Annotated in this window: 17 protein-coding genes; 5 read left to right on the top strand and 12 right to left on the bottom strand. The window is 74.0% G+C overall.

Annotated features, from left to right (window positions below; translation table 11 throughout):
- Positions 1-49: 49 nt before the first annotated feature.
- From ACFQH9_RS00325 to ACFQH9_RS00295, 7 genes are all read right to left on the bottom strand, one after another.
- Positions 50-2,458 (bottom strand): ATP-binding cassette domain-containing protein, encoded by a 2,409-nt coding sequence (locus ACFQH9_RS00325; RefSeq protein ID WP_379562867.1) that lies wholly within the window; start codon positions 2,456-2,458, stop codon positions 50-52.
- A gap of 37 nt (positions 2,459-2,495) precedes the next feature.
- Positions 2,496-2,906 carry a VOC family protein gene (locus tag ACFQH9_RS00320; RefSeq protein ID WP_379562865.1) on the bottom strand — a complete coding sequence of 137 codons (411 nt, stop codon included), beginning with the start codon at positions 2,904-2,906 and terminating at the stop codon, positions 2,496-2,498.
- A gap of 5 nt (positions 2,907-2,911) precedes the next feature.
- Positions 2,912-3,361, bottom strand: coding sequence for a helix-turn-helix transcriptional regulator (locus tag ACFQH9_RS00315; RefSeq protein ID WP_379562864.1), 450 nt, complete (start codon positions 3,359-3,361; stop codon positions 2,912-2,914).
- Positions 3,362-3,496: 135 nt separating this feature from the next.
- A complete protein-coding gene (locus ACFQH9_RS00310) occupies positions 3,497-3,718 on the bottom strand; it encodes a DUF3072 domain-containing protein (protein WP_379562862.1) in 222 nt (73 codons plus the stop codon).
- 66 nt (positions 3,719-3,784) lie between these two features.
- The gene (locus ACFQH9_RS00305) at positions 3,785-4,498 is read right to left on the bottom strand and encodes an HdeD family acid-resistance protein (protein WP_379562860.1); all 714 of its coding nucleotides are present in this window, start codon (positions 4,496-4,498) and stop codon (positions 3,785-3,787) included.
- 71 nt (positions 4,499-4,569) lie between these two features.
- Entirely contained in the window at positions 4,570-5,055 is a 486-nt protein-coding gene (gene bfr, locus ACFQH9_RS00300; RefSeq protein WP_379562858.1) for a bacterioferritin, read from the bottom strand.
- A 124-nt stretch (positions 5,056-5,179) separates the two neighbouring features.
- Positions 5,180-5,377 (bottom strand): (2Fe-2S)-binding protein, encoded by a 198-nt coding sequence (locus ACFQH9_RS00295; RefSeq protein ID WP_379562856.1) that lies wholly within the window; start codon positions 5,375-5,377, stop codon positions 5,180-5,182.
- Between the two features lie 84 nt (positions 5,378-5,461).
- Between ACFQH9_RS00295 and ligD the strand changes: the two genes are divergently transcribed.
- The 5 genes from ligD (at position 5,462) to ACFQH9_RS00270 (ending at position 12,059) form a co-directional block, all read left to right on the top strand.
- On the top strand, positions 5,462-7,369 hold the full coding sequence (ligD, locus tag ACFQH9_RS00290) for a non-homologous end-joining DNA ligase (protein WP_379562854.1): 1,908 nt from the start codon (positions 5,462-5,464) through the stop codon (positions 7,367-7,369).
- Positions 7,370-7,397: 28 nt separating this feature from the next.
- Positions 7,398-8,204, top strand: a complete 807-nt coding sequence (locus ACFQH9_RS00285) for a glycerophosphodiester phosphodiesterase family protein (protein ID WP_379562852.1) — start codon at positions 7,398-7,400, stop codon at positions 8,202-8,204.
- Positions 8,205-8,253: 49 nt separating this feature from the next.
- Positions 8,254-9,570: an MFS transporter gene (locus ACFQH9_RS00280; protein WP_379562850.1), complete on the top strand. Its 1,317-nt coding sequence runs from the start codon at positions 8,254-8,256 to the stop codon at positions 9,568-9,570.
- Between the two features lie 366 nt (positions 9,571-9,936).
- Entirely contained in the window at positions 9,937-10,278 is a 342-nt protein-coding gene (locus tag ACFQH9_RS00275) for an RNA polymerase-binding protein RbpA (RefSeq protein ID WP_379562848.1), read from the top strand.
- A 140-nt stretch (positions 10,279-10,418) separates the two neighbouring features.
- Positions 10,419-12,059: a DUF885 domain-containing protein gene (locus ACFQH9_RS00270; protein ID WP_379562846.1), complete on the top strand. Its 1,641-nt coding sequence runs from the start codon at positions 10,419-10,421 to the stop codon at positions 12,057-12,059.
- Between the two features lie 107 nt (positions 12,060-12,166).
- Here ACFQH9_RS00270 and ACFQH9_RS00265 read toward each other — a convergent pair whose 3' ends face one another.
- From ACFQH9_RS00265 to ACFQH9_RS00245, 5 genes are all read right to left on the bottom strand, one after another.
- Positions 12,167-12,673: a phosphoribosyltransferase gene (locus ACFQH9_RS00265; protein WP_379562844.1), complete on the bottom strand. Its 507-nt coding sequence runs from the start codon at positions 12,671-12,673 to the stop codon at positions 12,167-12,169.
- A 24-nt stretch (positions 12,674-12,697) separates the two neighbouring features.
- Positions 12,698-13,489, bottom strand: coding sequence for a polyprenol monophosphomannose synthase (locus tag ACFQH9_RS00260; RefSeq protein WP_379562842.1), 792 nt, complete (start codon positions 13,487-13,489; stop codon positions 12,698-12,700).
- Entirely contained in the window at positions 13,482-15,134 is a 1,653-nt protein-coding gene (gene lnt / locus ACFQH9_RS00255) for an apolipoprotein N-acyltransferase (RefSeq protein WP_379562840.1), read from the bottom strand. The genes ACFQH9_RS00260 and lnt overlap by 8 nt, the downstream gene beginning before the upstream one ends.
- 51 nt (positions 15,135-15,185) lie before the next feature.
- Positions 15,186-16,007, bottom strand: coding sequence for a PIG-L deacetylase family protein (locus tag ACFQH9_RS00250; RefSeq protein ID WP_379562838.1), 822 nt, complete (start codon positions 16,005-16,007; stop codon positions 15,186-15,188).
- Between the two features lie 185 nt (positions 16,008-16,192).
- Entirely contained in the window at positions 16,193-17,689 is a 1,497-nt protein-coding gene (locus tag ACFQH9_RS00245; RefSeq protein ID WP_379562836.1) for an amidohydrolase, read from the bottom strand.
- Positions 17,690-17,754: the final 65 nt, after the last annotated feature.

Here is a 17,754-nt window from a genome sequence, read left to right as displayed (position 1 = left end):
GGCGTGCGCATCCCGCCCCGGCCACCCCGAGGGGCCGCCGAGGCGACGGTCAGGCGCCCACGTACGCCGCGAGGTGCTCGCCGGTGAGCGTCGACCGGCCGGCGACGAGATCGGCGGGCGTGCCCTCGAAGACGATCCGGCCGCCGTCGTGCCCGGCGCCGGGCCCGAGGTCGATGATCCAGTCCGCGTGCGCCATGACCGCCTGGTGGTGCTCGATCACGATGACCGACCTGCCGGAGTCGACCAGGTGGTCGAGCAGGCCGAGCAGCTGCTCGACGTCCGCGAGGTGCAGACCCGTCGTCGGCTCGTCGAGGACGTAGACCCCGCCCTTCTCCCCCATGTGCGTGGCGAGCTTGAGGCGCTGCCGCTCGCCGCCGGAGAGCGTGGTGAGGGGCTGCCCGACCGTCAGGTAGCCGAGCCCGACCGCCGCGAGCCGCTCGAGGATCTTGTGCGCCGCCGGCGTGCGTGCCTCGCCCGAGCCGAAGAACTCCACGGCCTCGGCCACCGGCATCGCCAGCACCTCGCTGATGTCCTTGCCGCCCAGGTGGTACTCGAGCACGGCGGCGTCGAACCGCTTGCCCTCGCACAGCTCGCAGGTGGTGGCGACGCCGGCCATCATCGCCAGGTCCGTGTAGATCACGCCGGCGCCGTTGCAGGTGGGGCAGGCGCCCTCGGAGTTGGCGCTGAACAGGGCCGGCTTCACGCCGTTGGCCTTCGCGAACGCCTTGCGGATCGGGTCGAGCAGCCCGGTGTACGTGGCCGGGTTGCTGCGCCGCGAGCCCCGGATGGCGCCCTGGTCGATCGCCACCACGCCCTCCCGGGGCGCGACCGAGCCGCGGATGAGCGAGCTCTTCCCCGAGCCCGCCACCCCGGTGACGACGCACAGCACCCCGAGCGGGATGTCGACGTCGACGCCCTGCAGGTTGTGCGTGGCCGCCCCGCGCACCTCCAGCGCCCCCGACGGCGTGCGCACCGCCGGCTTGAGCGACGCCCGGTCGTCCAGGTGCCGCCCGGTGAGCGTGCCGCTGCCGCGCAGCCCCTCGACCGTGCCCTCGAACACCACCTCGCCTCCCGCGGAACCCGCACGCGGACCGAGGTCGACGACGTGGTCGGCGATCGCGATCGTCTCCGGCTTGTGCTCCACGACGAGCACGGTGTTGCCCTTGTCCCGCAGGGCCCGCAGCAGGTCGTTCATCCGCTGGACGTCGTGCGGGTGCAGGCCGATCGTGGGCTCGTCGAAGACGTAGGTGACGTCCGTGAGCGAGGAGCCGAGGTGGCGGATCATCTTGGTGCGCTGCGCCTCGCCGCCGGACAGCGTGCCCGACGGCCGGTCGAGCGACAGGTAGCCCAGCCCGATCTCGACGAAGGAGTCGAGGGTCTCGCCCAGCGACGTCAGCAGCGGCGCCGCGGACGGTGCGTCGAGTTCCCGGACCCAGGTGGCGAGGTCGCTGATCTGCATCGCGCACGCGTCGGCGATGCTGATCCCCTCGATCTTCGACGAGCGGGCCGCCTCGGTGAGCCGGGTGCCCGCGCACTCGGGGCAGGTGGAGAAGGTGGCCGCCCGCTCCACGAAGGCGCGGATGTGCGGCTGCAGCGCGTCGATGTCCTTGGACAGGTAGGACTTCTGGATCTGCGGCACGAGCCCGGCGTAGGTCAGGTTGATGCCCTCGACCTTGATCTTGGTGGGCTCCTTGTACACCAGGTCGTGCAGCTCGCGCTCGGTGAACTTCGCGATCGGCTTGTCCGGGTCGAAGAAGCCGCAGCCGCGGTAGATGCGGCCGTACCAGCCCTCCGTGCTGTAGCCGGGGACGGTGATCGCGCCCTCGTTGAGGGACTTGGTCTCGTCGTACAGCGCCGTCAGGTCGATGTCGTTCACCGACCCGCGGCCCTCGCACCGCGGGCACATGCCGCCGGTGATGCTGAACTCGCGGCGCTCCTTCACCTTCCGGCCGGCCTTCTCGACGGTGACCGCGCCCGCGCCGCTGATCGAGGCGACGTTGAAGGAGAAGGCCTGGGGGGAGCCGATGTGGGGCTCGCCGAGCCGGCTGAACAGGATCCGCAGCATCGCGTTCGCGTCCGTGACCGTGCCGACCGTGGAGCGCGGGTTGGCCCCCATGCGCTCCTGGTCGACGATGATCGCGGTGGTCAGCCCCTCGAGGACGTCGACGTCCGGGCGCCCCAGCGTCGGCATGAAGCCCTGCACGAAGGCGCTGTAGGTCTCGTTGATCAGGCGCTGCGACTCGGCGGCGATGGTGCCGAACACCAGCGAGCTCTTGCCCGACCCGGAGACGCCGGTGAACACGGTCAGCCGGCGCTTCGGGATCTCGACGCTGATGTCCTTGAGGTTGTTCTCCCGCGCCCCGTGCACCCGGATCAGGTCGTGGCTGTCTGCGGCGTGCAGCTCCGGCGACCCCGGGAGCGACCCCGGCCCGGGGTCCCTGGTCGTGGCGATGGTCATCGGCTCTCCCCCTGTGACGTCTGCTCGACCGCCGAGGTCACTGCACCTCGAAGATGCGGATCATGTTGCCAGCGGGATCGCGCAGGGCGCAGTCGCGGACGCCCCACGGCTGCTGCGTCGGCTCCTGGACCACGTCGGCGTCGCCGGCCTGCAGCCGCTCGAAGGTGCCGTCGAGGTCCTTGGTGGCCAGGTTGATGGAGGCGTAGGTGCCCTTGGCCATCATCTCGGTGATGGTGCGGCGCTCCTCGTCGGTGACGCCGGGGTCGGCGGCCGGCGGGTGCAGGACGATGGAGGTGCCGGGCTGGCCGGCCGGACCGACCGTGAGCCAGTGCAGGCCCCCGTACTCGACGTCGTTGCGGACCTCGAAGCCGAGCGTGTCGCGGTAGAAGGCCAGGGAGGCCTCGTGGTCGTCGTGCGGGAGGAAGGCCTGGTAGATCGTGATGTCCATGGCGGTCACGCTAGGTGCGGCGCCGGGGTGCGTGCTTCTCGATTCCTGACCGGTCTGCTGACCTGCCGCGCCACGCACGGCGACATCCCCTCCATCGCGCCCGCCGCCTCGCGCCGGTAGACGCTGGGTGGCACCCCGACCAGCTCGGTGAAGCGGGTGCTGAAGGTGCCCAGGGACGAGCAGCCGACCGCGAAGCAGACCTCGGTGACGCTCATGTCGCCCCGGCGCAGCAACGCCATCGCCCGCTCGATGCGCCGGGTCATGAGGTAGGAGTACGGCGACTCGCCGTAGGCCCGCCGGAACTCCCGGCTGAGGTGCCCCGCCGACATGTGCACGCCGCGGGCCAGCGCCTCGACGTCCAGGGGCTGCGCGTACTCCCGGTCGATCCGGTCACGGACGCGGCGCAACCGCGCGAGGTCACGCAGCCGCTGCGCCGAGGCGGGTGTGCTGGTCACGTCCGTGATCGTGCCACGCCGCGCGGGGGTTCCACCGCATCGTTGCGTGTCCACTGTCGAGTCGCGCACGCCGCCCTCGCGCCGGCACCCGACGGAGCCGGGGCCGGACGGGCCGCCCGGCCCCGACCGCCCTCCCTACTGCCCGCGGCCCGTGGCGGCCTGCAGCTCCTCGATCCGCTTCGACGCCTCGGCCTTGGTCAGGCCGCCCGGGTCGGGCAGTTCCTGACCGGCCTGCTGCGCGAGCGTCTCCAGGTAGGAGCGCTGCGGGCCGGTGATCGGCTCGTCGCCGGTGGTCCAGTCCTCCGGGTCCTTCGCCGCCGGGGTGCTGGTCTGGTCCTGGGTGTCGCGATCGGTCATGCTTCGAACATATCTTCGATCCCGCTCCCCCGCGACCCGAGGCGCCCCGGCACGGTGCGGCGGCGGTCAGGACATCGAGGCCGAGGGGCGTGCCCCCGCCGCCCCCTTGGCGATCGCCCGGATACGGAAGGCCCACCCGATCAGGATCACGCCTCCGACCAGCGCGAAGATGCCGACGAGCCAGATCAGCGCGAGGACGCCCGTGGCCGGCCACACGAGCAGCGCCAGGCCGAAGAGGATGTTCACGATCCCGGCGACCAGCGTCCAGCCCCAGGCGTGCGCCCCCGCCCGGCGCGCCGCGAACGCCTCGCCGATCTCCGCGACCCCCATGACGATCGCCCAGAAGGCGATGACGAACAGCAGCGCCAGCGCGGTGACCCCCGGCCAGACGAGCGCGACGAGGCCGGCCAGCACCGACAGGACGCCCTGCACCACCGGCCAGACCCAGTGCGCCGCGGTCCGCCGGGCCCGGATCCCCATCACCACGGCCACGACGCCGTCGAGGATCGCGTAGAAGCCGAACAGGAACACCAGGGTCAGCAGCGCGATCCCGGGACTCACCAGCGCGATGATCCCGAACAGGGCGATCAGGACGCCGCGCAGCAGCACCATCCACCAGACGGCGCCGGCGAAGGCCCGGATCGCGTCGGCGGGACCCTGCCCGGTCCCGGGTGCCCGGTCGTGGGCGCGGTCGGCCCGGTCGGCGCGGTCGGCGCGGTCGGCCTGGTCGGCGCGGTCGGCGCGGTCGTCGGCACTGTCGGCGCTGAGGTTCTCGGTCATGACACGGTCCCCCTCGGCGTCCCGGGTGGACACCTCGCGACCTTCGTACTCCTCGCGAGGGGAACGCGGAATCAGCCGGGCGTGGGAGGCTGGTCGACCAGCTGGGCCAGGTAGAGCTGCTCGCCCAGGCGCTCCATGAGCTCGAGGTTCGTCTCGATGTAGTCGATGTGGTGCTCCTCGTCGGCGAGGATCTCCTCGAACAGGTTCGCGGTGGTGATGTCGCCCTTCGAGCGGCACATCGCGATGCCCGGTCGGAGCCGCTGCACGACCTCGAGCTCGATGGCCAGGTCGGACTGCAGCATCTCGCGGACGTTCGTGCCGATGCGCAGCTGGGACAGCCGCTGGTAGTTCGGCAGGCCCTCGAGGAACAGGATGCGGTCGGTGATCCGCTCCGCGTGCCGCATCTCGTCGATCGACTCGTTGCGGGTGTAGGCGGCCAGCTTGGTCAGCCCCCAGTTCTGCTGCATCTTGGCGTGCAGGAAGTACTGGTTGATCGCGGTCAGCTCGCTGGTCAGCTGCTCGTTCAGCAGCGAGATGATCTCCGGGTCGCCGCGCATGGCATCGTCCTGTCGTCCGCTGTGATGGGCGCCGCGAACGGTAGTGGGTACGGACGGTGCGCAGCCACGAAGGACGGACTGTGCGACGGGAAGGCTTACCTGGGCCGGGCGCGGGCGGGGGCGGTCAGGCGGAGAGCGGCAGCTCGGACATCACGGACGGGGCGAGCTCGGCGGCGAGCAGGACGTCGACCCGGTCGAGGCAGGTCCCGCAGCCCGTGCCGGCGCCGCACGCGTCGCCGATCTCCTCGACCGTGCGGGCGCCCTCGCCGATGCAGTCCCGGAGCTCGACGTCCGTCACGGCGAAACAGATGCAGACGTACATGCAGGACAGCCTTTCGTCAGGTAAGCCTATGCTGGCAAATGATCACGGGCCGTGACAAGCCCTGTGCGGCGCTAACCTGACGGCGTGCCCCTCGAGGAGTACCGCCGCAAGCGCGATCGCGGGCGCACCCCGGAGCCCGTGCCGGAGACCGATCCCGCCGTCGGCGGGCCGGGCGACCGGTTCGTGATCCAGGAGCACCACGCCCGCGCCCTGCACTGGGACCTGCGGCTGGAGCGGGACGGCGTCCTCGCCTCGTGGGCCGTGCCGAAGGGCCTGCCGGTGGACACCGAGACCCTGCGGCTGGCGGTGCGCACCGAGGACCACCCGCTGGAGTACCTGGAGTTCTCCGGCGAGATCCCGCGCGGCGAGTACGGCGGCGGCAGTATGACGATCTGGGACAGGGGCCGCTACGAGACCGAGAAGTGGTCCGACCGCGAGGTCGCCTTCACGCTGCACGGCGAGCGGGCCCGCGGGAAGTACGTGCTCGTCAGGAGCAACCGGGAGCGTCGGGACGGCTGGCTGCTCAAGCGGTCGGACCGCACCGACCGCACCCCCCTCCCCCACGACACCGCCCCGATGCGCGGCGTGCCGGGCGAGCTGCCGGTGGACCCCGAGGGCTGGCTGCTGCAGGTCCGCTTCGGCGGCCGCCGGGTGGTCGTCGAGATCGACGGCGGGCGGGCCCGCCTGACGGCCGACGGCGAGGAGGTCCCGGCGAGGACCCTCGCCGAGCTCGGTCCCTCCGTCGGGGCCACCGCACTGCTGCTCGACGCCGAGCTGGCCCGCGGCGGCGAGCTGTGGATCTCCGACCTGCTCTTCCTCGACGGCCGGGACACCTGCGCGCTGGGGTTCGCCGATCGGCACGCCCTGCTCGAGGAGCTGCCGGCCCTCTCCGGCCCGCACTGGCGGCTCGCGCCGGTCTACCCCGCCGAGACGGGTGGTGCGGTGCTCGACGCGGTGCGCGGGCAGGGGCTGCCGGGCGTCGTCGCGAAACGGGCGGACTCCCCGTACCTGCCCGGCAAGCGCTCCGACACCTGGGTGGAGGTGGGCGAGAGGGACGGCTCCGCCGCGAAGAGGCCGCGCCCCCCGCGCACGAACGGGAAGGCCGGGGTGGGCCGGGCGAAACTGACCAACCCGGACAAGGTCCTCTACCCGCTCACCGGCACGACCAAGGCCGACGTGCTGGCCCACTACCGCACCGTCGCCCCCGTGATGCTGCCCCACCTCGCGGGCCGGCCGGTCACCCTGGTCCGCTGGCCGGACGGGGTGGAGAAGCAGTCGTTCTTCGAGAAGGACGTCTCGCGCCACGCCCCGGACTGGATCCGCACCGAGCGGGTCGGGACGCCGGGCGGGCGCTCCGAGACCGCCGACTTCCCCGTCATCGAGAGCGAGGAGGGCCTGGCCTGGGCGGCCAACCTGGCCGCGCTGGAGCTGCACGTGCCGCAGTGGCGGGTCGGCCCGCGCGGCGGCCGGCAGCCCCCCGACCTGGTCGTCTTCGACCTCGACCCCGGCGAGGGGACCACGGTCGTCGAGTGCTGCCGGGTGGCGCAGCGGATCGCCGAGGTGCTCGCCGAGGACGATCTCGAGGCGTGGCCCCGGACGTCGGGCGGCAAGGGCCTGCAGCTCTACCTGCCGGTCCGGGTCAGCCGGGCCGAGCAGACGATCGAGTTCGCCAAGGCCGTCGCGGAGCGGTTGGCCGACGAGTCCCCGCACACCGTCACCTCGGTGATGGCCAAGGCGCGCCGGCGCGGAAAGGTCTTCGTCGACTGGAGCCAGAACAACACCGCCAAGACCACGATCGGCAGCTACTCCCTGCGCGGGCGGGCCCGGCCGACCGTCGCCACCCCGGTGACCTGGGCGGAGGTCCGCGCCTGCCGGCGACCGGACGATCTCGTCTTCACCCTCGACGACCTGCCCGCCCGCCTCGACGCGCACGGTGACCTGCTCGAACCCCTGCTGTTCACCGAGCGGCAACGGCTTCCCCGTCGCGGCTGATCGGGTCCGGGTGAGAGGGTGCCGGACTGTGACGGAGGCGGAACCTGCGAGGCCGACCACGAGCGGGGACCGGCACCCGTACCTCGACGGGCCCTATCCGCGCCGGTACGCACACCGCGGCTGGCACATCGGCGAGCTGGCGGGCTGCGAGAACACGCTCGCCGGGTTCGAGCTCGCGGTCGCGAACGGCTTCTCCTACATCGAGATGGACGTGCACGCCTCGGCCGACGGCGTGCCGATGGTCCACCACGACGTCAGCCTCGACCGCACGACGGACGGCAACGGCCTGCTCGCGCGCCTGCCCGCGGCGGTGATCGAGGACGCCCGGGTGGCCGGGCGGGAGCCGGTCCCCCGGCTGGAGGCGGTCCTGGCGGCGCTGCCGGAGACGCGGTTCACCATCGAGCTCAAGTCCGACGCCGTCGTCCTGCCGACCCTCGCCGTGCTGGAGCGGCTCGACGCCTGGCACCGGGTGTGCCTGGGCGCCTTCTTCGACCGACGACTCGAGCGGGCCCGCGCGGCCGGGCCGCGGCTGCTCACGTCGATGGGGACGGGATCGGTCCTCGGCCTGCGCTCGCGGGCGTGGCTGGACGCCCTGCCGCCGCCGCTCCGCGCGCTGGACCCGGTCCTCCCCCGCGTGCGCGGGGGCCTCGCCCAGATCCCGCGGCACTTCGGCCCGCTCACCGTGGTCGACGACCGGCTGCTCGCCCGCGCCCACGGCGCCGGCCTCGAGGTCCACGTCTGGACCGTCGACGACCAGGCCGAGATGCGCGAGCTCCTCGCGATGGGCGTCGACGGGCTGCTCTCGGACCGGCCTGACCTCCTGATCACCCTGTGACGGCCGCGGCTGATCGCCGCCGGCGGACCCGGCGCTCTAGGCTGCCGCGGTGAGCAGCGAGGCCGCCCCCGCGGACCGGACCGGAGAGCGCGTCGCGCGGCGGCAGGTGCTCGCCTGGGCGTTCTGGGACTGGGGCTCGTCGGCCTACAACACGATCACGCTGACGTTCGTCTTCTCCGTCTACCTCACCGACACCGTCGGGCGGGACCTACCGGGCGGGGTCGACGCCAACAGCTGGCTCGGCTACGCCATCGGCGCCGCCGGCCTGGTGATCGCGCTGCTGGCGCCGGTGGTCGGGCAGAGCGCCGACCGGGCCGGGCGACGGCTGCGCTCCACGGGGATCTGGACCGCCGCCACCGTCGCGTCGATGGCGCTGCTGTTCCTGGTCCGGGACGACTGGCACTACCTGTGGCTGGGCCTGGTGCTGCTCGGCCTCGGCTCGATCTTCTTCGAGCTCGCGGAGGTCTCCTACAACGCCGTCCTCCGGCAGATCTCCACGCCCGCGACCATCGGCCGCGTCTCCGGCTTCGGCTGGGCCATGGGCTACGTCGGCGGGATCGTGCTGCTCCTGGCGGTGTACCTGCTGTTCATCGCGGGCGAGGGCGGCGCGCTCGGGGTGAGCACCGAGGGCGGGCTCAACGTCCGGGTGGTCGCGCTCGTGGCCGCGGCGTGGTTCGCGCTGTCCGCGATCCCGCTGTTCCTCGCGGTGCCCGAGGCCCCGCCGGCCGTCGACCGCCCGGCCCGGCTCGGCGTGCGGGCGAGCTACCGCAAGCTCGTCACCGACCTGCGCGGCCTGCACCGCACGAGCCCGCACACCGTCTACTTCCTCGGCGCCAGCGCATTGTTCCGGGACGGTCTCGCCGCGGTGTTCACCTTCGGCGCGGTCATCGCGGTCAGCGTGTACGGACTGGGCTCCGGCGACGTGCTGATCTTCGGCGTGGCCGCGAACGTCGTGTCCGCGCTCGGCGCGCTCGCCGGCGGATGGCTCGACGACCGCATCGGCCCGAAGGCGGTCATCGCCGGGTCGCTGGTCGGGTTGCTCGCGTGCGGCGTGGTGCTGCTGTTCCTGTCCGGGCCGACGGCGTTCTGGGTGTTCGGGCTCGGGCTGTGCCTGTTCGTGGGCCCGGCGCAGTCCTCCTCGCGCACCTACCTGGCCCGGCTCACGCCGCCGGGCCAGGAGGGCCAGATGTTCGGGCTCTACGCGACCACCGGGCGCGCGGTGTCCTTCCTCGCCCCGACCCTGGTGGGCTTCTTCACCTACGCCTTCGGCTCGGACCGGGCCGGCACCGTCGGGATCCTCGTGGTGCTCGCGGCCGGGCTGCTCGCGCTCTGGCCGGTCCGGCGACCCGGGACTCCCGTGTCCTGAGCGTGCGTGCCGCGGAGAGGTCGGACGTCCGACCGTCGCTCGGCGAACAGCCCTCACCTGCGTCTCTTCGGATGCATGAGGTGGCCGGGTAACGGGAAGCCACCGGGATGTAAACACTCCGCGCCGTGCCGGTGAGCTAAGTCACAGAGGGCTGACACGTCACATTCGCGTGTGGCAGAGCGGCCTTTGGGCCACACTCTCAGTTCGGGACAGGAGCGGGTGACCGACGGTCGTGGGACGGTCGGCACGGCCCGCGGAATGCTTCCCCCCGGGAATGCACGTCTGTACTGCAGACGTTACACCCGGTGGCGACGACGTGACCGTCGAGGGGTGCCCCCCTCGGCCGAAGACGGGAGGATGACGCGCATGGCCGACCGCGTGCTCCGTGGCAGCCGGCTCGGGGCTGTCAGCTACGAGACCGACCGGAATCACGACCTGGCGCCGCGGCAGGTGGTCCGCTACGTGTCTCCCGCGGGCCACGAGTTCGAGGTTCCCTTCGCGAACGACGCCGAGGCCCCCGCGACCTGGGAGTCGCCGCAGGGCGGCGTCGGTCGCCGGGTCGACGGTGTCGAGCCGGAGCAGAAGAAGACCAAGCCGCCGCGCACCCACTGGGACATGCTGCTGGAGCGGCGCTCCATCCCGGAGCTGGAGGAGCTGCTCAACGAGCGCCTCGACCTGCTCCGCGAGCGCCGCCAGGAGATCGCCTAGTGATCGTCTGACCCCTCGAACGGGTCGGCGTCGCGACGGCGACGCCACGGCGGACGCGCCGCAGCACACCACGAAGCCGGGCCACCTCCCGTGGGGCCCGGCTTCGTGGTGTCCGGGGTCGGGCAGGCGATGATGACCACATGTCCGCACGCACGATCCGGGAGCTGGCCGACACCCACGTCGCCGCGCACGCCGAGCTCGACCCGCTCCTCGCGACCTCGCTGGGCCTGCCCACCGGCCAGGACCGGCTCCCCGATCTGTCCCCCGCCGGCGAGGAGGCGCTCGACGCCCTCGACTGGGACACCCTCGCCCGCCTCGACGCCGCCGGTGAGCCCGGGAACGACACCGAACGCCGGTGCGCCCGGCTGCTCCGCGAGCGCCTCGCCGCCGCACGGGCCACGCGCGAGCTCGGCGAGCACCTGCGCAACGTCCAGATCCTGTTCGGCCCGGTCCAGGACCTGCGCACCACGCTCACCCTGATGCCCACCGGCACGGCCGAGGAGCGCTCGAACGTCGCGGCACGCCTGGCCGCCGTGCCCGCCGCGTTCGCCGGCTACGCCGAGAGCCTCCGGGCCGGCGCCGCCCGCGGGCTGCTCGCCGCGCCCCGCCAGGTCGACGCCGTCGTCGACCAGTTCGGCGCGTGGCTCGCGGCCGACTGGTTCGCCGCGTTCGCCGCCGAAGCCGGGCTGCCCGACGGCAGCGCGGATGCCGCGACCGCGGCCCTCGGCACGCTGCGGGAGTTCCTGACCCGCGAGTACCGCCCGCGCACCGAGGGCGTCGCGGACGCGGTCGGCGAGGAGCGCTACCGGGTCGCCGTCCGCCGCTGGACCGGCGCAGACCTCGATCCCCGCGAGGCCTACGACTGGGCCTGGTCGGAGTTCCACCGGATCCTCGGCGAGCAGCGGGTCGAGGCCGCGAGGATCCTGCCCGGGGCCACGCCGCGCGAGGCGATGGTGCACCTGGAGACCCACGGCGAGGTCGTCGAGGGCGTCGAGGCGATCCGCGACCGGCTGCAGGGGATCATGGACGACACGATCGCCGCGCTGCAGGGCACGCACGTGGACCTCGCGCCCGAGCTGCTGCGGGTGGAGGCCATGATCGCGCCCGCGGGCAGCGCCGCGGCCCCGTACTACACGCAGCCCTCGCTCGACTTCTCCCGGCCCGGCCGCACGTGGCTGCCCACTCTCGGCCGCGACCGGTTCCCGATGTGGGACCTGGTGAGCACCTGGTACCACGAGGGCGTGCCGGGCCATCACCTGCAGCTCGGCCAGTGGGCGCTCTGTGCGGGCGAGCTCTCCACGTTCCAGGCCTCGGCCGGGATGATCAGTGGCAACCTGGAGGGCTGGGCGCTCTACGCCGAGCGGCTGATGGACGAGCTGGGCTTCCTCACCGACCCCGGCGAGCGGCTCGGCTACCTCGACGCGCAGATGATGCGGGCGATCCGCGTGCTCATCGACGTCGGCATGCACCTGGAGCTGGCGGTCCCGGCGGACTCGCCGCGGCACGCCGGCCGGACCTGGACCCCGGAGCTGGCCCGGGACTTCTTCGGCGCCTACTGCGGGCGCGACGCCGCGTTCCTGGACAGCGAGCTGCTGCGCTACCTGGGTGGGCCGGGGCAGGCGATCAGCTACAAGCTCGGCGAGCGCGCGTGGCTGGCCGGACGGGACGCCGCGAGGCGGGCGCGGGGTGCGGAGTTCGACCTGAAGGCCTGGCACATGGCCGCGCTCTCACAGGGCTCGCTGGGCCTCGACGACCTGGAGCAGGAGCTGGCCGCGCTGTGAGGCGCACTCTGGAACCACGATGCGCAGGATCCGGCTCTCGAGCCGCATCATGGTTCCATGCTGCGCAGAACCGGGCCCTGAGCCCGCGTTGTGGTTCCCTACTGCAATCAGGCGTCGAGCACCCCGGACCCGACGACCGGGGGCAGCGTCGACCAGGGGAAGTTGATCCAGAGCGGGGTGTGCTTCCACACGTACTCGCAGCGCACCTCGCTCTGCGGCTTCTCGTAGACGACCGCGCACCGCACGTCCGCCACGTGCTCGCCGCAGAAGTCCCGCACCAGCTTCAGGGTGGCGCCGGTGTCGGCCACGTCGTCCGCCACGAGGACCCGGGCCCCGGACAGGTCGACGACGTTGGGCACGGGCGGGAGCATGACCGGCAACGCCAGCCGCTCCCCCACCCCGGTGTAGAACTCGACGTTCATGACGTGCAGGTTCTTCACGCTCAGCGCGTAGCCCAGCGCGCCCGCCACGAAGAGGCCGCCGCGTGCGATGGACAGGATGATGTCCGGGCGGTAGCCGCTGTCGGCGACCTGCTCGGCCAGCTCGCGCGAGGCCGTGCCGAACGTCTCCCACGTCAGCGTCTCGCGCTCGGCGTTCGTCACGGCGTCGCTCATGGCGGGCAGCCTAACGAGCGGTGATCAGGCGCGGACGGACCCGTCGCCCGCGGCGGTGTCCCGGACCTCCCGGGCGGGACGCAGCCGGCGGAACCGGTGCGCGAAGCCCCAGCGCGCGACGTTGACGAACGCCTCGATCATCACGGCGGCGTCCATCTTGGACGACCCGATCTGCCGCTCGGTGAAGGTGATCGGCACCTCGACGACGCGGAAGCCGGCCTGCAGCGCCCGCCACGCCAGGTCGATCTGGAAGCAGTAGCCCTGCGAGATCACCGAGTCGAGGTCGAGCTGCTCGAGCACCTGCCGCCGGTACACCCGGTAGCCCGCGGTGATGTCACGGACGTGCGCGCCGAGCGCGATCCGCGCGTACAGGTTGGCGCCGCGGGAGAGCCACTCGCGGTGGGCGGGCCAGTTCACGACCTCGCCGCCGGGCACGTAGCGGGAGCCGAGGACCAGGTCGGCGCCCGGGCCCTCCTCCAGCGCGGCCAGCAGCGCGGGCAGGTCCTCGGGGGCGTGCGAGCCGTCCGCGTCCATCTCGACGACGACCTGGTGCTCGCCGCTCAGCGCGTGCCGGAAGCCGGCGAGGTAGGCGGCACCGAGGCCGCTCTTGCCCTCCCGGTGCAGCACGCGCACCCGCGGGTCCTTCGCCGCCATCTCCTCGGCGAGCTCGCCCGTGCCGTCGGGGCTGGCGTCGTCGACGACCAGGATGTCCGCGTCGGGCACGGCCGCGTTGAGCCGCGCGACGACCCGGCCGAGGTTCTCCCGCTCCTCGTAGGTCGGGATGACCACCAGGACCGGTCCCGGGGGCTCAGCCATCGACGTCCTCTCCTGCCCGGGGGGCGTCCGTGGGCCCCGTGCGGGGCCCCGCCCCCTCCTGCGCGGCGGCCGCACCCCGGCGTGCCCGCCTCCCGGTGAGCAGCGCGGCGCCGATCGCCATGACTCCCACTGCGGTCAGCACCCACTCGGGCACGGATCGCAGCCGAGTGGCCAGCGTAGTCGTGTCCTCCAGCGACTCGACAGCGACCAGGGTGCCGGGCACGAACTGCCCGGTACTGCCGGTCACCGCGCCCTCCGGCGTGATCGTCGCGCTGACCCCCGACGTCGTCGCGACGACCACCGGCCGGTCGTGCTCGACCGCCCGCACCCGCGACATCGCCAGCTGCTGGTACGTCATCTCCGACAGGCCGAAGGTGGCGTTGTTGCTGGGGACGGCGAGCATCGTCGCACCCGCCGAGACGCTGTCCGCCACCAGGTCGTCGAACGCGATCTCCCAGCAGATCGCGACACCGATCTCGGCGCCGCCGGCCTGCAGCACGCCGGGGCCCGGACCGGGCACGAAGTTGCCCGCCCGGTCGACGTAGCTGGAGAAGAGCCGGAAGAACGAGCGCCACGGCATGTACTCGCCGAAGGGCTGGATCCGCCGCTTGTCGTTGCGCGCGACCGGGCCCAGCACCGGGTCCCAGACCAGGATCGTGTTGCTGGCCGTCCGGTCGGGGTTCACCAGCACCGAGCCGACCAGGATCGGCGCCCTGATCGCGGCCGCGGCCCGCGAGATGACCGCGGCGGCGTCGGCGTTGCGGAACGGGTCGATGTCGGAGGAGTTCTCCGGCCAGATGACGACGTCGGGCTGCGGCTGCCGGCCGGCGGCCACGTCCGCGGCGAGCTGCTCGGTGACCCGGACGTGGTTGTCCAGTACGGCGCGGCGCTGGGCGTTGAAGTCCAGGCCCAGCCGCGGCACGTTGCCCTGGACGGCGGCGACGGTGATCGGCTTCGTCGGGCCGTTCACGGTGGCCGGGACGAGCCCCGCGACCGGGCCCGCGACCAGCGCGATCACCAGCAGGACGGCCGGGACGACGGCCGCCCGGACCTCGCGCCGGACGAGCCGCCGGACCAGCTCGCCGAGCGCGAGCCCGGCGAGCACGGTGACGAACGACAGCAGCGGCACCCCGCCGACCGACGCCGCGGACAGGAAGAGGCCCTCGGGCTGGCCGAACCCGACCCGCCCCCAGGGGAGGCCGCCGAACGGGACCCGGCTGCGCAGCGCCTCGGCCGCGACCCACACCGCGGCGCCCCAGAGCGGCGCGGCGGGCAGCCGGGAGGTCACCGCCATACCGGCACCGGCCAGGCCGAACGCCAGCGCCTCGAACAGGCACAGGGCCAGCCACGGCAGCGCGCCGACGAAGCTGCCGGTCCAGCTCAGCAGCGGAACCAGGAAGCCCAGGCCGAACAGGAAACCCAGCAGGAACCCACGGCGGGCGCGGACGCCGCGCAGCACGACCCCGAGCACCGCGAACACCGGCGGCGCGAGCCACCACAGCTCGCGCGGCGGGAAACTCAGGTAGAGCAGCACGCCGGCGGCGACCGCCGGGAGCACCCGGGCCAGCAGCCGCAGCGACCGCGCGGACCGCGAGCCCCGCGGGGCGGACCCGGCCTGCGCGGGGTCGAGGGTCGGTGCGGCCACGGGGAGAGCCTACGGCGCGCACCCGCGGGGTCTGCTGCAGGAGGGCGGCTGCTACAGGAGGTCGAGCACGCCCGGCCGGGCCGCGGGGCCGGTGCGGCGGAACCACTCGCGGCCGTAGGCGGCGGCGAAGTCCTGCTCCGGGAGCTCGGCGGGGTCGACCTGGCTGGCGTGCGCGAGGATCGCGGCCCGCTTGACCGCGAGGTGCCGGGCGTCGCCGGCGACGGTCAGCGCGATCTCGTCGCCCTCGCGGCCGAAGGGCACCGATGCGGCGCGGGCGGCGCCGTGCACGAGGTGCCCATCCGGGCCGAGGCCGTTGCGGTCGACCGTCGCGAGGTAGGCGTCCGCGCCGGTCAGCTCGGCGGCGATGCTGCCGACCACGCCGGCCATCCGGTGGTCGGGGTGGCCGTAGACGCCCAGCTCGTCGTCGGCGAGCAGGGTGCCGGCGCCCTCGTCGTCGACGATCTCGGCGAGCCGGCTGGCCAGGGCGAGCGGTTCGGCGCCGGCGAGCGCGCGGGCGTGGGTGCTGTCGGGCCCGCCGGGCAGCCCGGAGTCGCGGCGGCCGAGCAGCACCAGCCGGGCGACGCCGAGCAGCTCGGCGGCGTGCTCGAGCTCGGCCAGCCGGCGCTGCCGCACGGTCTCGCCGGGCCGCAGGGGGAGCCGGGAGCCGCCCAGCTCACCGCCGGTGGCCATGACGAGCACCACGCGGGCACCGGCGTCGGCCAGGCGGCGCAGCGTGATGCCGGTGAAGATCGCCTCGTCGTCCGGGTGCGGGTGCAGGGCGACGACGGTGTGTCCGCGCAGGTCGGGCTCGGGGAGCGCGGGAACGGCGGAGGGACGGGGGCTGCCGAGCGCAGAGGCCGCGGGAGCGGTCATGGAGGTGATCGCAGTCTGTGTGGGCCGCGGGAGCGCGGCGGGCGGACGGTTCCGGGGGTGTCAGCGGCAACAGCGACAACACCCCGGACAGCAGCGACCCGCGAGGGGGCGGCGGCCGGTCCGGTCGATCACGCGGGACAGGATGCCAGAGCGAAGCGGCGGCGCGGAAGCGGGGGCGCCCGACGTCACTCCTCGGGTCCGCCCCCGGTCCCGTGCAGGATCCGGCCCTCGCGCACCGTACGCAGGCACTGCGTGCCGTCCCAGAGCGCGTACGAGGCGGGGCCGCCGGTCACCGGGACGGGTGTACCGGAACCGCCCGCGGCGTACCGGCCGCCGGCGGTGTGGGCGGCCAGGGCGGTGCCCTCGTCGACCGACGACGAGGGGGTGCGGTGGGCCGTCGCGGCCCGGACGGCGGCCCACGGGTCCAGCGGCGTGACCGGGGAGTCCGAGCCGAACGCGAGGGCGACGCCGGCCCCGGCGAGCGCGCGGAACGGGTTCATCCCGCGGGCCCGGTCCGGCCCGAGCCGCGCCGCGTACATTCCGTCGGGCCCGCCCCACGCCGCGTCGAACAGGGGCTGCACGCTGGCCACCGCGCCGAGTGCGGCCAGCCGGGCGGCCTGCCCGGCGTCGACCATCTCCAGGTGCTCCAGGCGGTGGCGGGCGGCCCGGACCGCCCCGGGCGAGGTGCGGCGGGCGGCCTCCTCCAGCGCGGCCACGGCGTCCTCGACGGCGGCCTCGCCGATGACGTGGAAGCCCGCCTGGATCCCGGCGCGGGTGCAGGCGGTGAGGTGTGCGGCGAGGGCGTCGGGGTCGAGGTAGCGGTTGCCCGTGCAGTCCGGGGCGTCGAGGTACGGCGTGTGCAAGGCGGCCGTGCGCGAGCCGAGCGAGCCGTCGACGAACAGGTCGCCGGCCAGGCCGTGCGCCCCCGTCTCCCCCCGGAGCGTGTGCGCGGCCTGCGGGGTGTCGACGGCCTCGCCCCAGTACCCGACGACGTGCACGCCGTGCCCGCTCCCGAGCAGGTCGGCCAGATCGGCGCGGCCGGAGACCTCGGGACCGGCGCACTCGTGCACCTCGGCCACCCCGCGGGCGGCGGCGTGGTCGAGGAAGGCGCGCTGGGCCGAGCGTCGCTGCGCGGGGTCCAGGGCGGCCAGGGCGGCGCGGCGGACGTGGTGGTGGGCGTCGGCGCTGAGCGGGCCGGCCGGGCTCCAGCCCGCGCTGCCGACGGCGTCGGGTGCCCGGTCGACCAGGGCGGTGGAGACCAGGGCGGAGTGGACGTCGATGCGGCTGAGGTAGACCGCCCGGCCAACGGCGGCGCGATCCAGCTCGGCCCGGGTCGGCAGAGGGCCGGACCAGCGGTCCTCCTCCCAGCCGTGACCCCACACGACGGCGGAGGGCGGGGCCGCGCCCGCGGCCTCCGCCACCGCCGCGAGGACCTCCGCCGCGGACGCGCAGCGGGTGAGGTCCAGCCCGTCGAGCAGCAGGCCGGAGGCGGTCGCGTGCACGTGCGCGTCGACGAACGGCGAGGTCAGCAGGACCCCGTCGAGCTCCTCGACGCGCGCGGCGCTGCGCTCCCGGACCTCCTCCGCTCCCCCGGTCCAGGTCACCCGTCCGGCCTCGGTCTCGATCGCGACGGGACCGGGCCGGCCGGGCAGCCGGAGGCCGGTGAGCAGGGTGCGGGACACGGCCGGCTGTCTACCGCACCCCGCCGCCGTCGACCGGCACGGGGTCGACCGGCACGGGGTCGACC

The sequence above is a fragment of the Pseudonocardia lutea genome, assembly GCF_042658055.1.
Classification (GTDB): domain Bacteria; phylum Actinomycetota; class Actinomycetes; order Mycobacteriales; family Pseudonocardiaceae; genus Pseudonocardia; species Pseudonocardia lutea.
The sequence above is the reverse complement of the archived record's forward strand: the minus strand, read 5'-3'. Positions and strand labels throughout refer to the sequence as shown.

Coding starts and splice junctions, on each gene's coding strand:
- ACFQH9_RS00270 (WP_379562846.1), top strand. CDS start 10,419: ATGTCCGCACGCACGATCCGGGAGCTGGCCGACACCCACGTCGCCGCG.
- ACFQH9_RS00250 (WP_379562838.1), bottom strand. CDS start 16,007: ATGACCGCTCCCGCGGCCTCTGCGCTCGGCAGCCCCCGTCCCTCCGCC.
- ACFQH9_RS00265 (WP_379562844.1), bottom strand. CDS start 12,673: ATGAGCGACGCCGTGACGAACGCCGAGCGCGAGACGCTGACGTGGGAG.
- ACFQH9_RS00325 (WP_379562867.1), bottom strand. CDS start 2,458: ATGACCATCGCCACGACCAGGGACCCCGGGCCGGGGTCGCTCCCGGGG.
- bfr (WP_379562858.1), bottom strand. CDS start 5,055: ATGCGCGGCGACCCGGAGATCATCTCGCTGCTGAACGAGCAGCTGACC.
- ACFQH9_RS00305 (WP_379562860.1), bottom strand. CDS start 4,498: ATGACCGAGAACCTCAGCGCCGACAGTGCCGACGACCGCGCCGACCGC.
- ACFQH9_RS00310 (WP_379562862.1), bottom strand. CDS start 3,718: ATGACCGATCGCGACACCCAGGACCAGACCAGCACCCCGGCGGCGAAG.
- ACFQH9_RS00295 (WP_379562856.1), bottom strand. CDS start 5,377: ATGTACGTCTGCATCTGTTTCGCCGTGACGGACGTCGAGCTCCGGGAC.
- ACFQH9_RS00320 (WP_379562865.1), bottom strand. CDS start 2,906: ATGGACATCACGATCTACCAGGCCTTCCTCCCGCACGACGACCACGAG.
- ACFQH9_RS00260 (WP_379562842.1), bottom strand. CDS start 13,489: ATGGCTGAGCCCCCGGGACCGGTCCTGGTGGTCATCCCGACCTACGAG.
- ACFQH9_RS00275 (WP_379562848.1), top strand. CDS start 9,937: ATGGCCGACCGCGTGCTCCGTGGCAGCCGGCTCGGGGCTGTCAGCTAC.